The organism is Bacillus sp. FSL R10-2201 (assembly GCF_038008665.1).
Taxonomy (GTDB): Bacteria; Bacillota; Bacilli; order Bacillales; family Bacillaceae_G; genus Bacillus_A; species Bacillus_A mycoides.
The window spans coordinates 110,410-128,373 of record NZ_JBBOZP010000001.1 but is presented as its reverse complement, the minus strand read 5'-3'; the positions used below and the strand labels follow the sequence as shown (position 1 = coordinate 128,373).

The 17,964-nt window shown below is 40.6% G+C and carries 16 protein-coding genes and 1 other annotated feature; all 16 genes read right to left on the bottom strand.

All coding sequences use genetic code 11. From position 1 onward, the window contains the following. Nucleotides 1–2 precede the first annotated feature (2 nt). Nucleotides 3–293 (bottom strand): 50S ribosomal protein L23, encoded by a 291-nt coding sequence (gene rplW, locus NSQ69_RS00680; RefSeq protein WP_001205557.1) that lies wholly within the window; start codon nt 291–293, stop codon nt 3–5. Then, entirely contained in the window at nt 293–916 is a 624-nt protein-coding gene (gene rplD, locus NSQ69_RS00675) for a 50S ribosomal protein L4 (RefSeq protein ID WP_001127261.1), read from the bottom strand. The genes rplW and rplD overlap by 1 nt, the downstream gene beginning before the upstream one ends. Nucleotides 917–941: 25 nt before the next feature. Next, nucleotides 942–1,574, bottom strand: coding sequence for a 50S ribosomal protein L3 (gene rplC, locus NSQ69_RS00670; RefSeq protein ID WP_000160209.1), 633 nt, complete (start codon nt 1,572–1,574; stop codon nt 942–944). A gap of 34 nt (nt 1,575–1,608) precedes the next feature. Continuing rightward, on the bottom strand, nt 1,609–1,917 hold the full coding sequence (gene rpsJ, locus NSQ69_RS00665) for a 30S ribosomal protein S10 (protein WP_001040595.1): 309 nt from the start codon (nt 1,915–1,917) through the stop codon (nt 1,609–1,611). A gap of 400 nt (nt 1,918–2,317) precedes the next feature. Then, nucleotides 2,318–3,508 (bottom strand): elongation factor Tu, encoded by a 1,191-nt coding sequence (gene tuf, locus NSQ69_RS00660; RefSeq protein ID WP_002009778.1) that lies wholly within the window; start codon nt 3,506–3,508, stop codon nt 2,318–2,320. Nucleotides 3,509–3,625: 117 nt separating this feature from the next. After that, the gene (gene fusA / locus NSQ69_RS00655) at nt 3,626–5,704 is read right to left on the bottom strand and encodes an elongation factor G (protein WP_002113318.1); all 2,079 of its coding nucleotides are present in this window, start codon (nt 5,702–5,704) and stop codon (nt 3,626–3,628) included. Between the two features lie 206 nt (nt 5,705–5,910). Further along, nucleotides 5,911–6,381, bottom strand: a complete 471-nt coding sequence (gene rpsG / locus NSQ69_RS00650) for a 30S ribosomal protein S7 (RefSeq protein WP_001137492.1) — start codon at nt 6,379–6,381, stop codon at nt 5,911–5,913. A 29-nt stretch (nt 6,382–6,410) separates the two neighbouring features. Next, complete coding sequence (rpsL, locus tag NSQ69_RS00645) at nt 6,411–6,833, bottom strand: 30S ribosomal protein S12 (RefSeq protein WP_001142341.1); 423 nt, start codon at nt 6,831–6,833, stop codon at nt 6,411–6,413. Nucleotides 6,834–6,947: 114 nt separating this feature from the next. Beyond that, nucleotides 6,948–7,196 carry a 50S ribosomal protein L7ae-like protein gene (locus tag NSQ69_RS00640; RefSeq protein ID WP_000121833.1) on the bottom strand — a complete coding sequence of 83 codons (249 nt, stop codon included), beginning with the start codon at nt 7,194–7,196 and terminating at the stop codon, nt 6,948–6,950. 113 nt (nt 7,197–7,309) lie between these two features. Next, entirely contained in the window at nt 7,310–10,921 is a 3,612-nt protein-coding gene (gene rpoC / locus NSQ69_RS00635; RefSeq protein WP_002009783.1) for a DNA-directed RNA polymerase subunit beta', read from the bottom strand. Between the two features lie 37 nt (nt 10,922–10,958). Then, nucleotides 10,959–14,492: a DNA-directed RNA polymerase subunit beta gene (gene rpoB / locus NSQ69_RS00630; RefSeq protein ID WP_002113316.1), complete on the bottom strand. Its 3,534-nt coding sequence runs from the start codon at nt 14,490–14,492 to the stop codon at nt 10,959–10,961. 291 nt (nt 14,493–14,783) lie between these two features. After that, nucleotides 14,784–15,383: a class I SAM-dependent methyltransferase gene (locus tag NSQ69_RS00625; RefSeq protein ID WP_002124684.1), complete on the bottom strand. Its 600-nt coding sequence runs from the start codon at nt 15,381–15,383 to the stop codon at nt 14,784–14,786. A gap of 76 nt (nt 15,384–15,459) precedes the next feature. Beyond that, the gene (gene rplL / locus NSQ69_RS00620; RefSeq protein WP_002009788.1) at nt 15,460–15,819 is read right to left on the bottom strand and encodes a 50S ribosomal protein L7/L12; all 360 of its coding nucleotides are present in this window, start codon (nt 15,817–15,819) and stop codon (nt 15,460–15,462) included. A gap of 67 nt (nt 15,820–15,886) precedes the next feature. Beyond that, nucleotides 15,887–16,387 carry a 50S ribosomal protein L10 gene (gene rplJ, locus NSQ69_RS00615; protein ID WP_002009790.1) on the bottom strand — a complete coding sequence of 167 codons (501 nt, stop codon included), beginning with the start codon at nt 16,385–16,387 and terminating at the stop codon, nt 15,887–15,889. 39 nt (nt 16,388–16,426) lie between these two features. Then, nucleotides 16,427–16,572, bottom strand: a sequence feature (ribosomal protein L10 leader region). Between the two features lie 49 nt (nt 16,573–16,621). Further along, a complete protein-coding gene (rplA, locus tag NSQ69_RS00610; protein ID WP_002009792.1) occupies nt 16,622–17,314 on the bottom strand; it encodes a 50S ribosomal protein L1 in 693 nt (230 codons plus the stop codon). A gap of 180 nt (nt 17,315–17,494) precedes the next feature. Continuing rightward, nucleotides 17,495–17,920, bottom strand: a complete 426-nt coding sequence (rplK, locus tag NSQ69_RS00605) for a 50S ribosomal protein L11 (protein ID WP_001085872.1) — start codon at nt 17,918–17,920, stop codon at nt 17,495–17,497. Between the last annotated feature and the right edge of the window lie 44 nt (nt 17,921–17,964).

Sequence of the window (17,964 nt, the reverse complement as noted above, 5' to 3'; positions counted from 1 at the left end):
AATTAAACGCCTTGGAAGATTTCGATTTCTTTGCTGTCAGCAGTTAGCTTAACGATTGCTTTACGACGACGGCTAGTAAAACCAGCGTGACGACCAACACGTTTTGCTTTCGGCTTGTAGTTCATGATATTTACTTTGTCTACATTAACACCAAAGATCGCTTCTATAGCGTCTTTAACCTCTGTTTTATTAGATTTAACGTCCACGTCGAACGTGTATTTTTTTTCAGCCATCATTTCCATAGAACGTTCAGTGATAACTGGGCGCTTAATGATATCACGAGGATCTCTCATTATGCAAGCACCTCCTCTACTTTTTCCACTGCCGCTTTTGTCATGATTAGCTTATCATGATGAAGCACATCTAGCACGTTTACGCCATCAGCAGTGATTACTGTTACTCCAGGGATATTGCGAGCAGATAACTCTACAGATTCGTTTGCATCAGCAGTTACGATAAGAGCTTTCTTCTCAACAGTTAATCCTTTAAGTACTGCTACCATGTCTTTTGTTTTTGGTGCATTTAACACTAGGTCCTCAAGAACTACAATGTTGTTCTCAACTACTTTAGTAGCTAATGCAGATTTGATTGCTAAACGACGAACTTTCTTAGGAAGTTTGTACGCATAGCTTCTTGGTGTAGGTCCGAATACCGTACCACCACCACGCCATTGAGGAGAGCGGATAGAACCTTGACGAGCACGTCCAGTTCCTTTTTGACGCCATGGTTTACGACCACCACCACGAACTTCAGAGCGAGTTTTTACTTTGTGTGTACCTTGACGTAAAGATGCACGTTGCATCATTACAGCTTCAAATAGTACAGCTTCATTTGGTTCGATACCGAAAATAGCTTCAGCTAATTCGATTTCACCAACCTGTGAACCAGTTTGGTTATATACAGTAACTTTTGGCATTGGAATTCCTCCTTCCTATTGTGAATTATTTGCTAACCTTCACAGCGCCTTGAACAACTACAAGAGATTTCTTAGCACCTGGAACGTTACCTTTTACTAGTAATAAGTTGCGCTCAGTGTCAACTTGAACGATTTCTAAGTTTTGGATAGTAACTTGGTCTCCACCCATACGTCCAGCAAGTTTTTTGCCTTTGAATACACGGTTCGGAGCAACTGGCCCCATTGAACCTGGACGACGGTGATAGCGAGAACCATGAGACATAGGTCCGCGAGATTGTCCGTGGCGTTTAATAACACCTTGGAAACCTTTACCTTTAGAAATTCCTGTTACGTCAACGATTTCACCTGCAGCGAAAACTTCAACTTTTACCTCTTGACCAACCTCTAATCCGTCCACGTCTGCATCGCGGATTTCGCGAATGAAGCGCTTAGGAGTTGTAGATGCTTTAGCAGTGTGGCCTTGTTCAGGTTTGTTAGTTAACTTTTCACGTTTATCTTCAAATCCTAACTGAATTGCGTTGTAGCCATCAGTTTCAGTTGTTTTCTTTTGAAGAACAACGTTTGGATTAGCAGCGATTACCGTTACTGGGATTAACTCACCGTTCTCAGCAAATACTTGAGTCATACCGATCTTTCTTCCTAAGATTCCTTTGGTCATGAGTTACACCTCCTACATTTTTAAGTTATATGAATTATAGTTTGATTTCGATATCTACACCAGATGGTAAATCTAAACGCATTAATGAATCTACTGTTTGCGGAGTAGGACTCACGATGTCGATTAGACGTTTGTGTGTGCGCATTTCGAATTGTTCACGAGAATCTTTGTACTTATGAACAGCACGAAGAATTGTGTAAATAGTCTTCTCAGTTGGTAATGGGATCGGACCAGAAACTGTTGCCCCAGAACGCTTAGCTGTTTCTACAATTTTCTCAGCTGATTGATCAAGAATACGGTGATCATAAGCTTTTAAACGGATACGAATTTTTTCTTTTGCCATTATTTTCCCTCCTTCGTTCGCCTATTTCTAAAATAGACCTTCTCCATGGAAATTTCCCCACACCATGCCATGGCAAAGCGGCCGGGTGTGTCAGCAACCTTCCACTTCATCGCAGTCAAAGACCAACATTGTCTATTATACAATGTTATTCGTCTAGATGCAAGCATCTTTTTGTTCGCATCTGCTTTTCTCTACTTTTGCTATTATACATGGCACTTTAAAGAATATCAAGTTTTCATCTACTCTTATTCACCTTACAGTTTTTGGGTGTTGTTTTCGTTTTATATACTATAGAAGAAACTCATCCAAAAATAGAAAATACATCTCTTTCTTCTATAGTAATAAGCAATAAAAAAACTCAAGGGAGAATCCCTTGAGTTTTTAATAATCTAATTAAAGACTACTCAGCAACGATTGTAGCAACTACACCGTAACCTACTGTACGTCCACCTTCACGAATAGAGAATTTAGTTCCCTCTTCGATAGCGATTGGAGCGATAAGTTCGATAGTCATTTCGATGTTGTCACCAGGCATTACCATTTCAGTACCTTCTGGTAATTGGATGATACCAGTTACGTCAGTTGTACGGAAGTAGAACTGTGGACGGTAGTTAGCGAAGAATGGAGTATGACGTCCACCTTCTTCTTTAGATAATACGAAAACCTCAGCTTTGAATTTAGCGTGTGCTTTTACAGAGCCAGTTTTAGCAAGAACTTGTCCACGTTGGATGTCTTCACGAGCAACCCCACGAAGTAGAGCACCGATGTTGTCTCCAGCTTGAGCTTGGTCAAGAAGCTTACGGAACATTTCTACACCAGTTACAGTTGTAGTAGCATTCTCTTCAGCAAGACCGATGATTTCTACTACGTCACCAACTTTAACGATTCCACGCTCAACACGACCAGTTGCAACTGTACCACGACCTGTGATAGAGAATACATCCTCGATAGGCATTAAGAATGGTTTGTCAGTTTCACGTTCTGGAGTTGGGATGTAAGCATCAACTTCAGTCATTAATTCGATGATTTTTTCTTCCCACTCAGCTTCTCCTTGAAGAGCTTTAAGAGCAGAACCTTTAATTACAGGAATATCGTCGCCTGGGAATCCGTATTCAGATAATAGGTCGCGAACTTCCATTTCTACTAATTCTAATAATTCTTCGTCATCTACCATGTCGCATTTGTTTAAGAATACAACGATGTAAGGAACACCTACTTGACGAGAAAGAAGGATGTGCTCACGTGTTTGAGGCATTGGACCATCAGCAGCAGATACTACTAAGATACCGCCGTCCATTTGAGCAGCACCAGTGATCATGTTTTTAACATAGTCAGCATGACCTGGGCAGTCAACGTGTGCATAGTGACGAGTTTCAGTTTCGTACTCAACGTGTGCAGTTGAGATTGTGATTCCGCGCTCTCTTTCTTCTGGAGCAGCGTCGATTTGATCGTATCCGCGTGCTTCAGCACCACCAGCTTTTGCAAGAACTGTAGTGATCGCAGCAGTTAATGTAGTTTTACCATGGTCAACGTGGCCGATTGTACCGATGTTAACATGGGGTTTAGAACGTTCGAATTTAGCTTTAGCCATTCTAAATTCCTCCTTAGTTTATATGGGTTATTTTATATTTAGACTAGAAAGTGAAACTTGCGTCTCACTTTCTAAGCTTACATAAGTAGTTATACTTGAACAATCGATAAAAATCAATTATTCACCTTTATTTTTTTTAATAATTTCTTCAGAAACAGACTTCGGTACTTCTTCATAATGATCAAATGTCATTGAGAATGTTCCGCGTCCTTGAGTGTTAGAACGTAATGCCGTTGCATAACCGAACATTTCAGAAAGTGGAACCATAGCGCGAACAACTTGAGCGTTACCGCGAGCTTCCATACCTTCTACACGTCCACGACGAGATGTTACGTCGCCCATAATGTCACCCATGTACTCTTCAGGAATTACAACTTCAACTTTCATCATTGGCTCAAGAATTACTGGGCTACATTTAGAAACCGCAGCTTTAAGCGCCATAGATGCAGCGATTTTGAACGCCATCTCAGATGAATCGACATCATGGTAAGATCCGTCAACTAACGCAGCTTTGATGTCAACTAGTGGATAACCAGCTAGTACACCATTTTTAAGTGAGTCTTCAAGACCCGCTCCAACAGCTGGGATGTATTCACGTGGAACTACACCGCCGACGATTTTGTTTTGGAATTCAAAACCTTTACCTTCTTCATTAGGTTCAAACTCAATCCAAACGTGACCGAATTGTCCACGACCACCAGATTGACGAGCGAACTTACCTTCAACTTTCGCAGCAGCGCGGAAAGTCTCACGGTATGCTACCTGAGGAGCACCAACGTTTGCTTCCACTTTGAATTCACGGCGCATACGGTCAACGATGATATCAAGGTGAAGTTCACCCATACCAGCGATGATTGTTTGGCCAGTTTCTTGGTCAGTGTGAGCACGGAATGTTGGATCTTCTTCAGAAAGCTTAGATAATGCTGTACCCATTTTATCTTGGTCAGCTTTAGATTTTGGTTCGATAGCTACAGAGATAACTGGTTCTGGGAATTCCATAGACTCAAGGATAACAAGGCTCTTCTCGTCACAAAGAGTATCACCAGTAGTAGTATCTTTTAAACCTACAGCAGCAGCGATATCACCAGCGTAAACTGTTGAAATCTCTTCACGGCTGTTAGCGTGCATTTGTAGGATACGACCTACACGCTCACGCTTACCTTTAGTTGAGTTTTTCACGTATGATCCAGAGTTTAACACACCAGAGTACACACGGAAGAACGTTAACTTACCAACATAAGGATCAGTCATGATTTTGAATGCTAAAGCTGCGAATGGTTCTTCATCGCTAGACTTACGCTCGATAGCTTCATCTGTATCCGGAAGAGTACCTTTAATAGCAGGTACATCTAATGGAGATGGTAGGTAGTCGATAACTGCGTCTAACAGAATTTGAACACCTTTATTTTTGAATGCAGAACCACAGATTACTGGGAAGAATTCTACAGAAGTTGTAGCCTTACGGATACCAGCTTTAAGCTCTTCTACAGTGATTTCTTCACCTTCTAGGTACTTCATCATCATTTCTTCATCAAGCTCAGCTACCGCTTCAATAAGTTTTCCACGGTATTCTTCAGCTAATTCTTTATGCTCTTCAGGAATTTCGACACGCTCGATGTCTGTTCCTAAATCGTTAGCGTACATGTAAGCACATTCTTCAACAAGGTCAATGATACCATTGAACTCATCTTCAGCACCGATTGGTAACTGAATTGGATGTGCGTTTGCTTGTAAACGATCGTGGATTGTTCCTACAGAGTATAAGAAATCTGCACCAATCTTATCCATTTTGTTAACGAATACGATACGAGGTACACCATAAGTAGTAGCCTGACGCCAAACAGTTTCTGTTTGTGGTTCTACACCAGATTGTGCATCAAGTACTGCTACTGCGCCATCAAGTACGCGTAAAGAACGTTCTACTTCTACTGTGAAATCTACGTGTCCTGGAGTGTCAATGATATTTACACGGTGACCTTTCCATTGTGCTGTAGTTGCAGCAGAAGTAATTGTGATACCACGTTCTTGCTCTTGCTCCATCCAGTCCATCTGAGATGCACCTTCATGAGTTTCACCGATTTTATGAATACGTCCTGTGTAATACAGAATACGCTCAGTTGCTGTTGTTTTACCAGCATCGATGTGAGCCATGATACCAATATTACGAGTGTTTTCTAAAGAGAACTCTCTAGTCATTTGGTGTCTTGCTCCTTCCATATATGGATTGGATTATTTTATTTTAAGTAGCAAAAAAGCCACTTTATATTGTTACATATGCCAGTGTCCAGTACCCTCATTATGTAAAACGAGCGCCCAACGAAAGGGAGAGGCATTCTCCCTCTCCACACTTCCATAAGCGACAAATAAAGCGGTTTATGCTTACATTTATTTTACGTTGAATCCTACCAACGGTAATGAGCAAATGCTTTGTTAGCTTCTGCCATTTTATGAGTGTCTTCACGTTTCTTAACAGATGCACCAGCGTTGTTAGCTGCATCTAAGATTTCGTAAGCTAGACGCTCTTCCATAGTTTTTTCACCACGAAGACGAGCATAGTTTACTAACCAGCGAAGACCTAAAGTTGTACGGCGTTCTGGACGAACCTCAACTGGAACTTGGTAGTTAGCACCACCAACACGACGAGCGCGTACTTCAAGAACAGGCATGATGTTCTTAAGAGCTTGCTCGAATACTTCCATTGGTTCTTTATCTGAACGTTCACGAACGATATCGAAAGCGTTATAAAGAATTGTTTGAGATTTACCTTTTTTACCGTCAACCATCATTTTGTTGATTAGGCGTGTTACAAGTTTAGAATTGTACATTGGATCTGGTAACACGTCACGTTTCGCAACAGGTCCTTTACGAGGCATATTGAGTTCCTCCTTTCATTATAAGTTTATTATTTTTTAGCAGGTTTTGGTCGCTTAGTACCATATTTAGAACGTCCTTGCATACGTTTGTCAACACCAGCTGTATCAAGCGCACCACGAACGATGTGGTAACGTACCCCTGGTAAATCCTTTACTCGACCACCGCGAATTAATACTACGCTATGCTCTTGTAGGTTATGACCGATACCTGGGATGTAAGCTGTAACTTCAATACCGTTTGTTAAACGTACACGAGCGTATTTACGTAACGCTGAGTTAGGTTTCTTCGGAGTCATTGTACCAACACGAGTACACACACCACGTTTTTGAGGTGCAGAGATATCAGTTGATTTTTTCTTTAAAGAATTAAAACCTTTGTTTAACGCAGGTGATTTAGACTTCCATACTTTATCAGTACGACCATTTCTCACTAATTGGTTAATAGTAGGCATTTGATTATCCTCCCTTCGCATGTTTGTATGACCACATATCCAGGTGGTTCATTATTAGTTGAAAACAAAGTTTTTGCAAGGAAGAGCAAATGCTCTCTCCTCACAAAAACAGTTTTAACTTATTATTCCTATTGCTGAAGCTCCCACTTGAATCCCCGAAACTTTTCCAAGCTTACGAACTGATTCAACTTTGGTTATGGGTATGTTATGTTGCAAGGCAGTACGAATGATAACATGGGTTAACCGCACATCAGCATCTTCCGCAATAACAACTTCTTTAACTATACCATTTTTGATTGCCTCCAATGTTCGTTTATGACCAACGACTACATTTTCAGCATTTGACACTTTTTGATAAGACATTTAAATATCCTCCAAAGCATCATTCAGGAGCAACCTTGATTATAGTAACATTTTGTCTCATACAATGTCAACTAGGATCAGCTGTTTTTATACAAAATTTACGACGGAAAATTTTACTGTTCCACATAAACTTCATCGTTTTCTACATTCATGTTATCTTGTGTTGTTTTTACAAGATCCACTTTGCGATAACGATTCATACCTGTTCCAGCAGGAACAAGCTTACCGATAATAACATTCTCTTTCAATCCTAGAAGCTCATCGCGTTTACCCTTAATTGCTGCATCTGTTAGAACACGAGTTGTTTCTTGGAATGACGCCGCAGATAAGAACGAATCTGTCTCAAGTGAAGCTTTTGTAATACCAAGTAGAACCGGTCTAGCCGTTGCTGGTTGTTTACCTTTCAGTAACACCTTCGCATTCGCATCAGTAAACTGATGGATATCTAGTAATGTTCCTGGTAATACATCTGTTTCACCCGCATCACTTACACGAACTTTACGTAGCATTTGACGTACCATTACTTCTACGTGTTTGTCACCAATTTCTACCCCTTGCATACGGTATACTTTTTGAACTTCACGTAATAAGTATTCTTGAACTGCTGTAATGTCCGTTACTTTTAGTAATTCCTTCGGATCAATAGAACCTTCTGTTAACTCTTTACCGTGGCTAATTGGCTGTCCTAGAGTTACTTTCAGACGAGCACCGTAAGGAATAGCATACGTACGAGCTTCAACTTCACCCTGTACAACTACTTCTTGGCGATCTTTAACATCGTTGATCGCTGCGATAACACCGTCAATTTCACTGATAACTGCCTGACCCTTCGGATTACGAGCTTCGAAGATCTCTTGGATACGAGGTAAACCTTGTGTGATATCATCCCCGGCAACCCCACCTGTATGGAACGTACGCATCGTTAACTGTGTACCTGGCTCACCGATAGATTGAGCTGCGATAATACCTACCGCTTCTCCTACTTCTACGTCTGTACCAGTTGCTAAGTTACGACCGTAACACTTCTTACATACACCATGGCGAGTATTACACGTAAACGCTGAACGAATGTTTACAGTTTCAACACCCGACTTTTCAACGATATGAGCAATATCTTCAGTAATTAATTGATTTTCAACAACTAATACTTCACCTGTTTCAGGATGTTTTACAGTTTTTCTTGCAAAACGTCCAACAAGACGATCATATAGTGACTCAATAACTTCATTACCCTCTTTAATCGCACCAATTAGTAAACCGCGATCTGTTCCACAATCATCTTGACGAACAATTACATCTTGTGCAACGTCTACAAGACGACGTGTTAAGTAACCAGAATCGGCAGTTTTAAGTGCTGTATCGGCAAGACCTTTACGCGCACCATGCGTAGAGATGAAGTACTCAAGTACTGTTAAACCTTCACGGAAACTCGATTTGATCGGAAGCTCAATGATACGACCAGATGGATTGGCCATCAGACCACGCATACCAGCAAGCTGAGTAAAGTTCGATGCGTTACCACGGGCACCGGAATCACTCATCATGAAGATTGGGTTGCGTTTATTCAAGGATTTCATCAGCTTTCCTTGGATAACATCTTTTGCATTACTCCAAATAGAGATAACACGATCGTAACGTTCTTCTTCCGTGATTAAACCGCGACGGAATTGTTTAATTACATTATCTACTTTTGCTTGTGCTTCATGGAGAATTTCATCTTTTTCACCTAATACAAGAATATCTGATACCCCAACTGTAATACCAGCTTTTGTAGAGTATTTAAATCCTAAGTTTTTCATACGGTCAAGCATGCGAGACGTTTCTGTAATTTGGAAACGTTTGAATACTTCCGCAATAATATTACCAAGGATTTTCTTGCTAAATGGTGCCACTTCTTCGCGACTAGCAATAATTTCTTTAATGTTCGCACCTTTTTCAACGAAATATTCCGCTGGTGTTTCTTTTTCAAGGTTTGAGTTTGTTGGTTCATTAATATAAGGGAACGACTCTGGTAAGATTTCGTTAAATATTAATTTACCAACTGTTGTTAATAGAAGCTTACTCTTTTGCTCTTCAGTAAACGTTACATTATTTACCGAACTCGCAGCAACTGCAACACGTGTGTGCAGATGTACATATCCATTTTGGTATGCAAGTATTGCTTCGTTTGCATCTTTGAAGACCATACCTTCACCGATTGCACCCTCGCGCTCAAGTGTTAAGTAATAGTTACCTAATACCATATCCTGAGATGGAGTAACAACTGGTTTTCCGTCTTTTGGATTCAAGATGTTTTGTGCCGCTAACATAAGGATACGAGCTTCTGCTTGTGCCTCTGATGATAACGGAACGTGAACCGCCATTTGGTCACCGTCAAAGTCCGCGTTGTATGCAGTACATACAAGTGGGTGAAGACGGATTGCACGACCTTCTACTAGTGTAGGTTCAAACGCCTGGATACCAAGACGGTGAAGTGTTGGTGCGCGGTTTAGAAGTACTGGATGCTCTTTGATCACAGATTCTAAAACGTCCCAAACTTCAGGGTGTACACGCTCGATTTTACGTTTAGCACTCTTAATGTTGTGTGCTAATCCTTTTCCAACTAACTCTTTCATAACGAAAGGTTTAAACAATTCAAGTGCCATTTCTTTCGGCAATCCACATTGGTACATCTTTAAGTTCGGTCCTACGACGATTACAGAACGGCCAGAGTAGTCAACACGTTTACCTAATAAGTTTTGACGGAAACGTCCTTGTTTACCTTTAAGCATGTGAGATAGTGATTTTAATGGACGGTTACCTGGTCCAGTAACTGGACGGCCACGGCGACCATTATCGATTAATGCGTCTACAGCTTCTTGTAACATACGTTTTTCGTTTTGAACGATAATGCTTGGTGCACCTAAGTCCAATAGACGTTTCAAACGGTTGTTACGGTTAATTACACGACGATATAAGTCGTTTAAGTCAGAAGTAGCAAAACGTCCACCATCTAACTGTACCATCGGGCGTAGTTCTGGTGGGATAACTGGAAGAACCTCTAAGATCATCCAAGATGGGTGATTTCCAGAGTTACGGAATGCTTCTAATACTTCTAGACGTTTAATAGCACGAGTACGGCGTTGTCCTTGTGCTGTTTTTAATTCTTCTTTTAAGAAGTCTACTTCTTTATCTAAATCGATGTCTTGCAGTAATTTTTTAATCGCTTCTGCACCCATAGCAGCATGGAATGTACTGCCATATCGATCACGATATGCACGGTATTCTTTTTCAGAAAGTAATTGCTTCTTATCAAGTGGTGTATCTCCACTTTCTGTTACAACATAAGAAGCGAAATAAATTACTTCTTCAAGCGCGCGAGGGGACATGTCTAAGACAAGTCCCATGCGGCTCGGGATACCTTTGAAATACCAAATATGAGATACAGGAGCAGCTAATTCGATATGACCCATACGTTCACGACGAACTTTTGCACGCGTTACTTCAACGCCACATCGATCACAAACTACACCTTTATAACGTACACGTTTATATTTCCCGCAATGACATTCCCAGTCCTTTTGTGGTCCGAAAATACGCTCACAGAACAAGCCATCTTTTTCAGGCTTTAACGTACGATAGTTAATTGTTTCTGGTTTCTTAACTTCACCGTATGACCAAGAACGAATCTTGTCAGGTGAAGCAAGTCCAATCTTCATATATTCAAAGTTATTTACATCTATCAAGGGGCCTACCTCCCTTTTAGTCTACAGGTTATCCCAATTATTCCTTAGTTGTCTCAACTTCAACATTCAATTTATCTGCTGATTGATGATCATCGTCATCTTCCGTATCACGCATTTCAATTTCTGTATCGTTGATAGACATCATTTTAACGTCCATACCTAAACTTTGCAGTTCTTTAATCAATACTTTGAATGATTCAGGAACGCCTGGTTCTGGAACATTTTCACCTTTAACAATTGCTTCATACGTCTTAACACGTCCAATAACATCATCAGACTTCACTGTTAAGATTTCTTGAAGAGTATAAGCAGCACCATAAGCTTCAAGTGCCCAAACCTCCATCTCACCGAAACGCTGTCCACCGAACTGAGCTTTACCTCCAAGAGGTTGCTGCGTTACAAGTGAGTATGGTCCAGTAGAACGAGCATGAAGTTTATCGTCAACCATGTGCGCAAGTTTGATCATATACATGACACCAACAGATACACGGTTATCGAATGGCTCACCAGTACGTCCGTCATACAGGATTGTTTTCGCGTCATTTGCCATACCAGCTTCTTCAATTGTGCCCCATACATCTTCCTCACGAGCACCATCGAATACCGGTGTTGCAATGTGAATACCAAGGTATCTTGCTGCCATACCAAGATGAAGCTCTAATACCTGACCGATATTCATACGAGATGGTACCCCTAATGGGTTTAACATGATATCGATTGGCGTACCATCTGGTAAGTAAGGCATATCTTCTTCCGGTAAAATACGGGAGATAACACCTTTGTTACCATGACGACCGGCCATTTTGTCACCTTCAGAAATTTTACGCTTTTGAACGATATATGCACGTACAAGTTGATTCACGCCTGGTGGCAATTCATCGCCATCTTCACGGTTAAACACTTTTACGTCTAAGATAATACCGCCACCACCGTGTGGTACACGTAGTGATGTATCACGTACTTCACGTGCTTTTTCACCGAAGATTGCATGTAATAGACGTTCTTCTGCCGTTAATTCTGTTACACCTTTTGGCGTTACTTTACCAACAAGTAGATCTCCATCTTTTACTTCAGCACCGACGCGAATAATACCGCGCTCGTCAAGATTACGAAGTGCATCTTCTCCAACATTCGGGATATCACGTGTAATTTCTTCTGGTCCAAGCTTCGTATCACGAGCTTCTGATTCATATTCTTCAATATGGATAGAAGTGTACACATCATCTTTTACAAGGCGCTCACTCATGATGATCGCATCCTCATAGTTATAACCGTCCCATGTCATAAAGCCAACAAGCACGTTACGTCCAAGCGCCAGTTCACCTAATTCCATAGAAGGACCATCCGCAAGGATTTCACCTTTTACAACTTGGTCTCCAACACTTACGATTGGACGTTGGTTGTAGCAAGTTCCTTGGTTAGAACGAATGAATTTTTGCATTTTGTAGCGATCTAAGTCGCCTTTTACTGTTTGACCGTCAACGTCTACATAGCGACGTACCCAAACTTCACGTGCTTCTACGCGCTCAACAACACCAGGCTGTTTACAGATTACTGCAGCACCTGAGTCTTTTGCTGATACGTACTCCATACCTGTACCTACAATCGGAGATTCCGGATTTATTAACGGAACCGCCTGACGTTGCATGTTCGCTCCCATAAGTGCGCGGTTAGAGTCATCGTTTTCTAAGAACGGAATACAAGCTGTCGCTGCCGACACTACTTGTTTTGGAGATACATCCATGTAGTCGATGCGTTCTTTATTTGTGACAATGTTTTCACCACGGAAACGAGCTACGATATCTTCATCAAGGAATTCCCCTACTTCAGATAATTTCATATTCGCTTGGGCTACAACATAGTTATCTTCTTCATCTGCTGTTAAATAATCAACCTGCCCTGTTACAAGACCAGTTTCTGGGTCAACACGACGGTATGGCGTTTCAATGAAACCAAACTCATTTACTTTCGCAAACGAAGATAATGAGTTAATCAAACCGATGTTTGGTCCCTCTGGCGTTTCAATTGGACACATACGACCATAGTGAGAGTAGTGAACGTCACGTACTTCAAAGCCTGCGCGCTCACGCGTTAAACCACCGGGTCCTAATGCAGATAGTCTTCGTTTGTGAGTTAACTCTGCTAATGGGTTTGTTTGATCCATGAACTGAGATAACTGAGAACTTCCGAAGAACTCTTTAATAGATGCAATAACCGGGCGAATGTTAATTAACGCTTGTGGTGTAATTGCATTTGTATCTTGAATCGACATTCTCTCACGAACAACACGTTCCATACGAGAAAGACCGATACGGAATTGGTTTTGTAGTAACTCTCCTACAGAACGCAGACGACGATTTCCTAAGTGGTCAATATCATCTGTATCTCCTACTTTATATAGCAAGTTAAAGAAGTAGCTAATAGAAGCAAGAATATCACCTGGTGTGATGTGTTTTATATCACGAGTAATATTTGCATTCCCAATTACGTTTATAGATCGTTCGCCTTCTGATTCTGGAGCATAGATCTTAATAGATTGCAGCTCAACATCGCCTGCTACCACTCCACCCATTGGTTTCGCTGTTTTGAATCCAATGTTTTTCTCTAAGTAAGGTAGAATGCGATCCAGTGTACGACGATCTAAGACTGTTCCTTCTGCCGCTAAAATTTCACCAGTTTCTGGATCCACCAGTGTTTCAGCTAAACGTTGGTTAAACAATCTGTTTTTAATGTGTAGCTTTTTGTTGATCTTATAGCGACCTACATTTGCTAAATCGTAGCGCTTCGGATCAAAGAAACGAGACACAAGTAAGCTCTTTGCATTTTCTACTGTTGGTGGTTCACCAGGGCGTAGACGCTCATAAATTTCAAGCAATGCTTTCTCTGTGCTATCTGTGTTGTCTTTTTCTAACGTATTGCTTAAGTATTCGTTATCACCTAAAAGCTCGGTGATTTCTTGATCAGAGCCAAACCCTAATGCGCGTAACAAAACAGTTACAGGAAGTTTACGCGTACGGTCAATACGCACATATACAACATCCTTAGCATCTGTTTCATACTCTAACCAAGCTCCGCGGTTTGGAATTACAGTAGCAGTAAAACCACGTTTTCCGTTTTTATCCACTTTGCCACTATAGTATACGCTTGGAGAGCGAACTAACTGGGAAACGATAACACGTTCTGCACCGTTAATTACGAATGTTCCAGTCTCTGTCATGAGTGGGAAATCTCCCATGAACACATCTTGTTCTTTTACTTCACCAGTTTCCTTGTTGATTAGACGCACTTTTACACGAAGTGGTGCTGCATACGTCACATCACGCTCTTTGCATTCTTCTACAGAGTATTTAGGTTCACCCAAGCTGTAGTCGATAAATTCAAGCGATAGATTTCCCGTAAAGTCTTCGATCGGAGAAATGTCTTGGAACATTTCTCGCAAACCCTCATCAAGAAACCACTGATAAGAAGAGGTTTGAATTTCGATAAGATTTGGTAACTCTAATACTTCACTAATACGGGCATAACTTCTTCGTTGGCGGTGGCGTCCGTATTGAACTAGTTGACCTGTCAACTGCTTCACCCCTCAAATCATGAGTATTATAAATGCACAAAAAAATTTGTGCAAAATCACAAATAAATACAACTACTGCTATTAGCGTAGTTTTTTTCTCTTAAAGATAGATACGTTGAGTCTTTCTACCTGCTCAAAAAAGAAAAATGGCTTCTATAAGAAAACCATCATTCTGTTTCATAATCTGCTGATTTTACTATCTTTTCCAAGAGAAGCAAAAATATACATCTTTCTCAACGCAGAAAATCATATATTGGCATTGTATAATGTTAACATAGCCAAAAATAACCGTCAACGCTTTTTTGATTTTATGATATAATATCCTTTTTTCTTTTCTACAACTTCAACTTCAGAAAATACTTCTTCTAGTTTTTTCATCGCAGATGGCGCACCTTGTTTCTTTTGAATAACAATCCACAATTCTCCACCTGAAACTAAATACTCCACAGCCTTTTCTAAAATCTCATGCACGATATCTTTACCAGCACGAATTGGAGGATTAGATAGAATAACAGCATACTTGCCATCTACATTTTCATAGACACTACTTTGCAAAATACGTATATTTTCAATTCTGTTATTAGCGGCATTTTCTTTTGCAAGTCCCAAGGCCCTTTCATTCACATCCACCATGTGAATTTCACGATTTTGAAACTCTTTCGCTAACGACAAACCGATTGGACCGTACCCACATCCTACGTCTAACACATTACCTTTAACATCTGGCATTTGAAACGCTTCAATTAAAAGACGAGAACCAAAGTCCACTTCGTTTTTCGAGAACACCCCATGGTCAGATAAAAAAGTAAATCGAGATTCACGAAGTGTAACTTCCCATCGTTTACGATCACTTTTACTAGAAGGGTCGTTAGAAAAATAATGGTCTGCCATATGGCCACCTCTTTTCTTTACAGTTAAAAAAAAAGCTCGCATAAGAGCGAGCTTTTTTTAAAGCACCAAAAGTTAATTACTTAACTTCTACAGCAGCGCCAACTTCTTCAAGTTTAGCTTTCATTTCTTCAGCTTCCTCTTTAGTAACGCCTTCTTTGATTGCTTTTGGAGTGTTGTCAACTAATTCTTTAGCTTCTTTTAAGCCAAGACCAGTGATTTCACGTACAGCTTTGATAACTTTGATTTTTTGAGCGCCAGCACTTGCAAGTACTACGTCAAATTCAGTTTGCTCAGCAGCAGCTTCACCAGCGCCACCAGCTACAGCTACAGGAGCAGCAGCAGTTACGCCGAATTCTTCCTCGATAGCTTTTACTAAGTCGTTAAGTTCTAATACAGTCATAGATTTAACTGCTTCAATGATTTGTTCTTTAGTCATTGTAAATATCCTCCCTTAAATAGGTTTGTATTGTTTTATAGATAACAAGTAATTATCTTTTAAAAAATTAAGCGCCTTGCTCTTCCTTTTGATCTGCAACTGCTTTAGTAGCAAGTGCAAGGTTACGGATTGGAGCTTGAAGAACGCTAAGAAGCATAGAAAGTAAGCCTTCACGTGATGGAAGAGTAGCGATAGCTTTAACCTCATCAAGTGTTACAAGTTTACCTTCGATTACGCCCGCTTTAATTTCTAAAGCTTCATGATTTTTAGCGAAGTCGTTTAATACTTTCGCAGGAGCAACTACATCCTCGTTACTGAACGCGATTGCGTTTGGTCCTGTTAAGAATTCGTTTAACTCAGCCATTTCAGCAGACTCTGCAGCACGACGAGTTAAAGAGTTTTTGTAAACTTTGAACTCAACGCCAGCTTCACGTAAGTTTTTACGTAATTCTGTTGCTTCAGAAACTGTTAAACCACGGTAGTCAACAACAATTGTAGATTTACTCGCGCGAAGTTTTTCAGCGATTTCAGTTACAACTTGTTGTTTAGTTTCGATTACTTTGCTCATGTTATTACACCTCCTGTAGATTATATAGAAGATGTACCGAAAGTGCACTAAAAACCTCCATGCCCAACTTGTAGACATGGAGGCATATAGTCACAGAAAAAAGATTCCGCTTCGTATATTAACACCTAGGTAGGAAATTAAGTCGAATCGACTCCTACTGTCTACGGTACACTATTAAAATTCACAACATAAATGATTATATTAAAACTTCTTTATGAAGTCAACTTCCAATTTTTACGCAAGTGTAGAAACGTCTACGCGTACGCCAGGTCCCATTGTAGAAGCAACAGTTGCGTTCTTCATGTAAGTACCTTTTGCAGCAGCTGGCTTAGCTTTTTGTAGCGTGTCAGCAATTGTTTTGAAGTTTTCTACTAATTTAGCATCTTCGAAAGATACTTTACCGATTGGAACGTGGATGTTACCAGCTTTATCAACGCGGTATTCAACTTTACCAGCTTTGATTTCGTTAACAGCTTTAGTTACATCGAAAGTAACTGTTCCAGTTTTAGGGTTTGGCATTAAACCTTTAGGTCCTAATACACGACCAAGTTTACCAACTTCACCCATCATGTCAGGAGTTGCTACTACTACATCGAAATCGAACCAACCTTTTTGGATTTTACCGATGTAATCAGCATCGCCTACGAATTCAGCGCCAGCAGCTTCAGCTTCTTTTGCTTTTTCGCCTTTAGCGAATACTAATACACGTTGTACTTTACCAGTACCGTGTGGAAGAACAACTGCACCACGAATTTGTTGGTCAGCTTTCTTAGGGTCAACACCTAAACGGAATGCAGCTTCTACAGTTGCATCAAATTTAGCTGTGTTTGTTTTCTTTACTAATTCTACTGCTTCTGTTGCAGAGTAAGCAGATGCACGATCAACAAGCTTCGCAGCTTCAACGTACTTTTTACCTCTTTTAGCCATGTTTGTTTCCTCCTTGAATGTGGTTTTAGCGGAATAACCTCCCACGTTTACGCCTTCATTCCGGGAACCCCCGAGGATGTGCGCCCATCCATTTATTTAAAAATGATGATCATTTACGATAATAAAGGTTGCGAATTGGAATTCCAGACCCGCAACCTTTTTTACAAAAAACAAATCGAATTAGTCTTCGATAACGATGCCCATACTGCGCGCAGTACCTTCAACCATACGCATTGCAGCTTCTACGCTAGCAGCGTTTAGGTCAGGCATTTTAGTTTCAGCGATTTCGCGTACTTTATCACGCTTAACAGTTGCCACTTTATTACGGTTTGGTTCACCAGAACCAGACTCAATACCAGCTACTTTCTTAAGAAGAACAGCAGCAGGAGGAGTTTTAGTAATGAAAGTGAATGAACGGTCTTCAAATACCGTAATTTCAACAGGGATGATAAGACCAGCTTGATCAGCTGTACGAGCGTTAAACTCTTTACAGAAGCCCATGATGTTAACACCTGCTTGTCCTAATGCTGGACCAACCGGCGGAGCTGGATTAGCTTTACCTGCAGGAATCTGAAGTTTTACCATTTTAATTACCTTTTTAGCCACGAGACACACCTCCTTAAGTCCGTGATGTGGTCAATTGGGCAGTG

Coding starts and splice junctions, on each gene's coding strand:
- NSQ69_RS00640 (WP_000121833.1), bottom strand. CDS start 7,196: ATGTCTTATCAAAAAGTGTCAAATGCTGAAAATGTAGTCGTTGGTCAT.
- fusA (WP_002113318.1), bottom strand. CDS start 5,704: ATGACTAGAGAGTTCTCTTTAGAAAACACTCGTAATATTGGTATCATG.
- rpsG (WP_001137492.1), bottom strand. CDS start 6,381: ATGCCTCGTAAAGGACCTGTTGCGAAACGTGACGTGTTACCAGATCCA.
- rplA (WP_002009792.1), bottom strand. CDS start 17,314: ATGGCTAAAAGAGGTAAAAAGTACGTTGAAGCTGCGAAGCTTGTTGAT.
- rplD (WP_001127261.1), bottom strand. CDS start 916: ATGCCAAAAGTTACTGTATATAACCAAACTGGTTCACAGGTTGGTGAA.
- NSQ69_RS00625 (WP_002124684.1), bottom strand. CDS start 15,383: ATGGCAGACCATTATTTTTCTAACGACCCTTCTAGTAAAAGTGATCGT.
- tuf (WP_002009778.1), bottom strand. CDS start 3,508: ATGGCTAAAGCTAAATTCGAACGTTCTAAACCCCATGTTAACATCGGT.
- rplJ (WP_002009790.1), bottom strand. CDS start 16,387: ATGAGCAAAGTAATCGAAACTAAACAACAAGTTGTAACTGAAATCGCT.
- rpsL (WP_001142341.1), bottom strand. CDS start 6,833: ATGCCTACTATTAACCAATTAGTGAGAAATGGTCGTACTGATAAAGTA.
- rplW (WP_001205557.1), bottom strand. CDS start 293: ATGAGAGATCCTCGTGATATCATTAAGCGCCCAGTTATCACTGAACGT.
- rplL (WP_002009788.1), bottom strand. CDS start 15,819: ATGACTAAAGAACAAATCATTGAAGCAGTTAAATCTATGACTGTATTA.
- rplC (WP_000160209.1), bottom strand. CDS start 1,574: ATGACCAAAGGAATCTTAGGAAGAAAGATCGGTATGACTCAAGTATTT.
- rpsJ (WP_001040595.1), bottom strand. CDS start 1,917: ATGGCAAAAGAAAAAATTCGTATCCGTTTAAAAGCTTATGATCACCGT.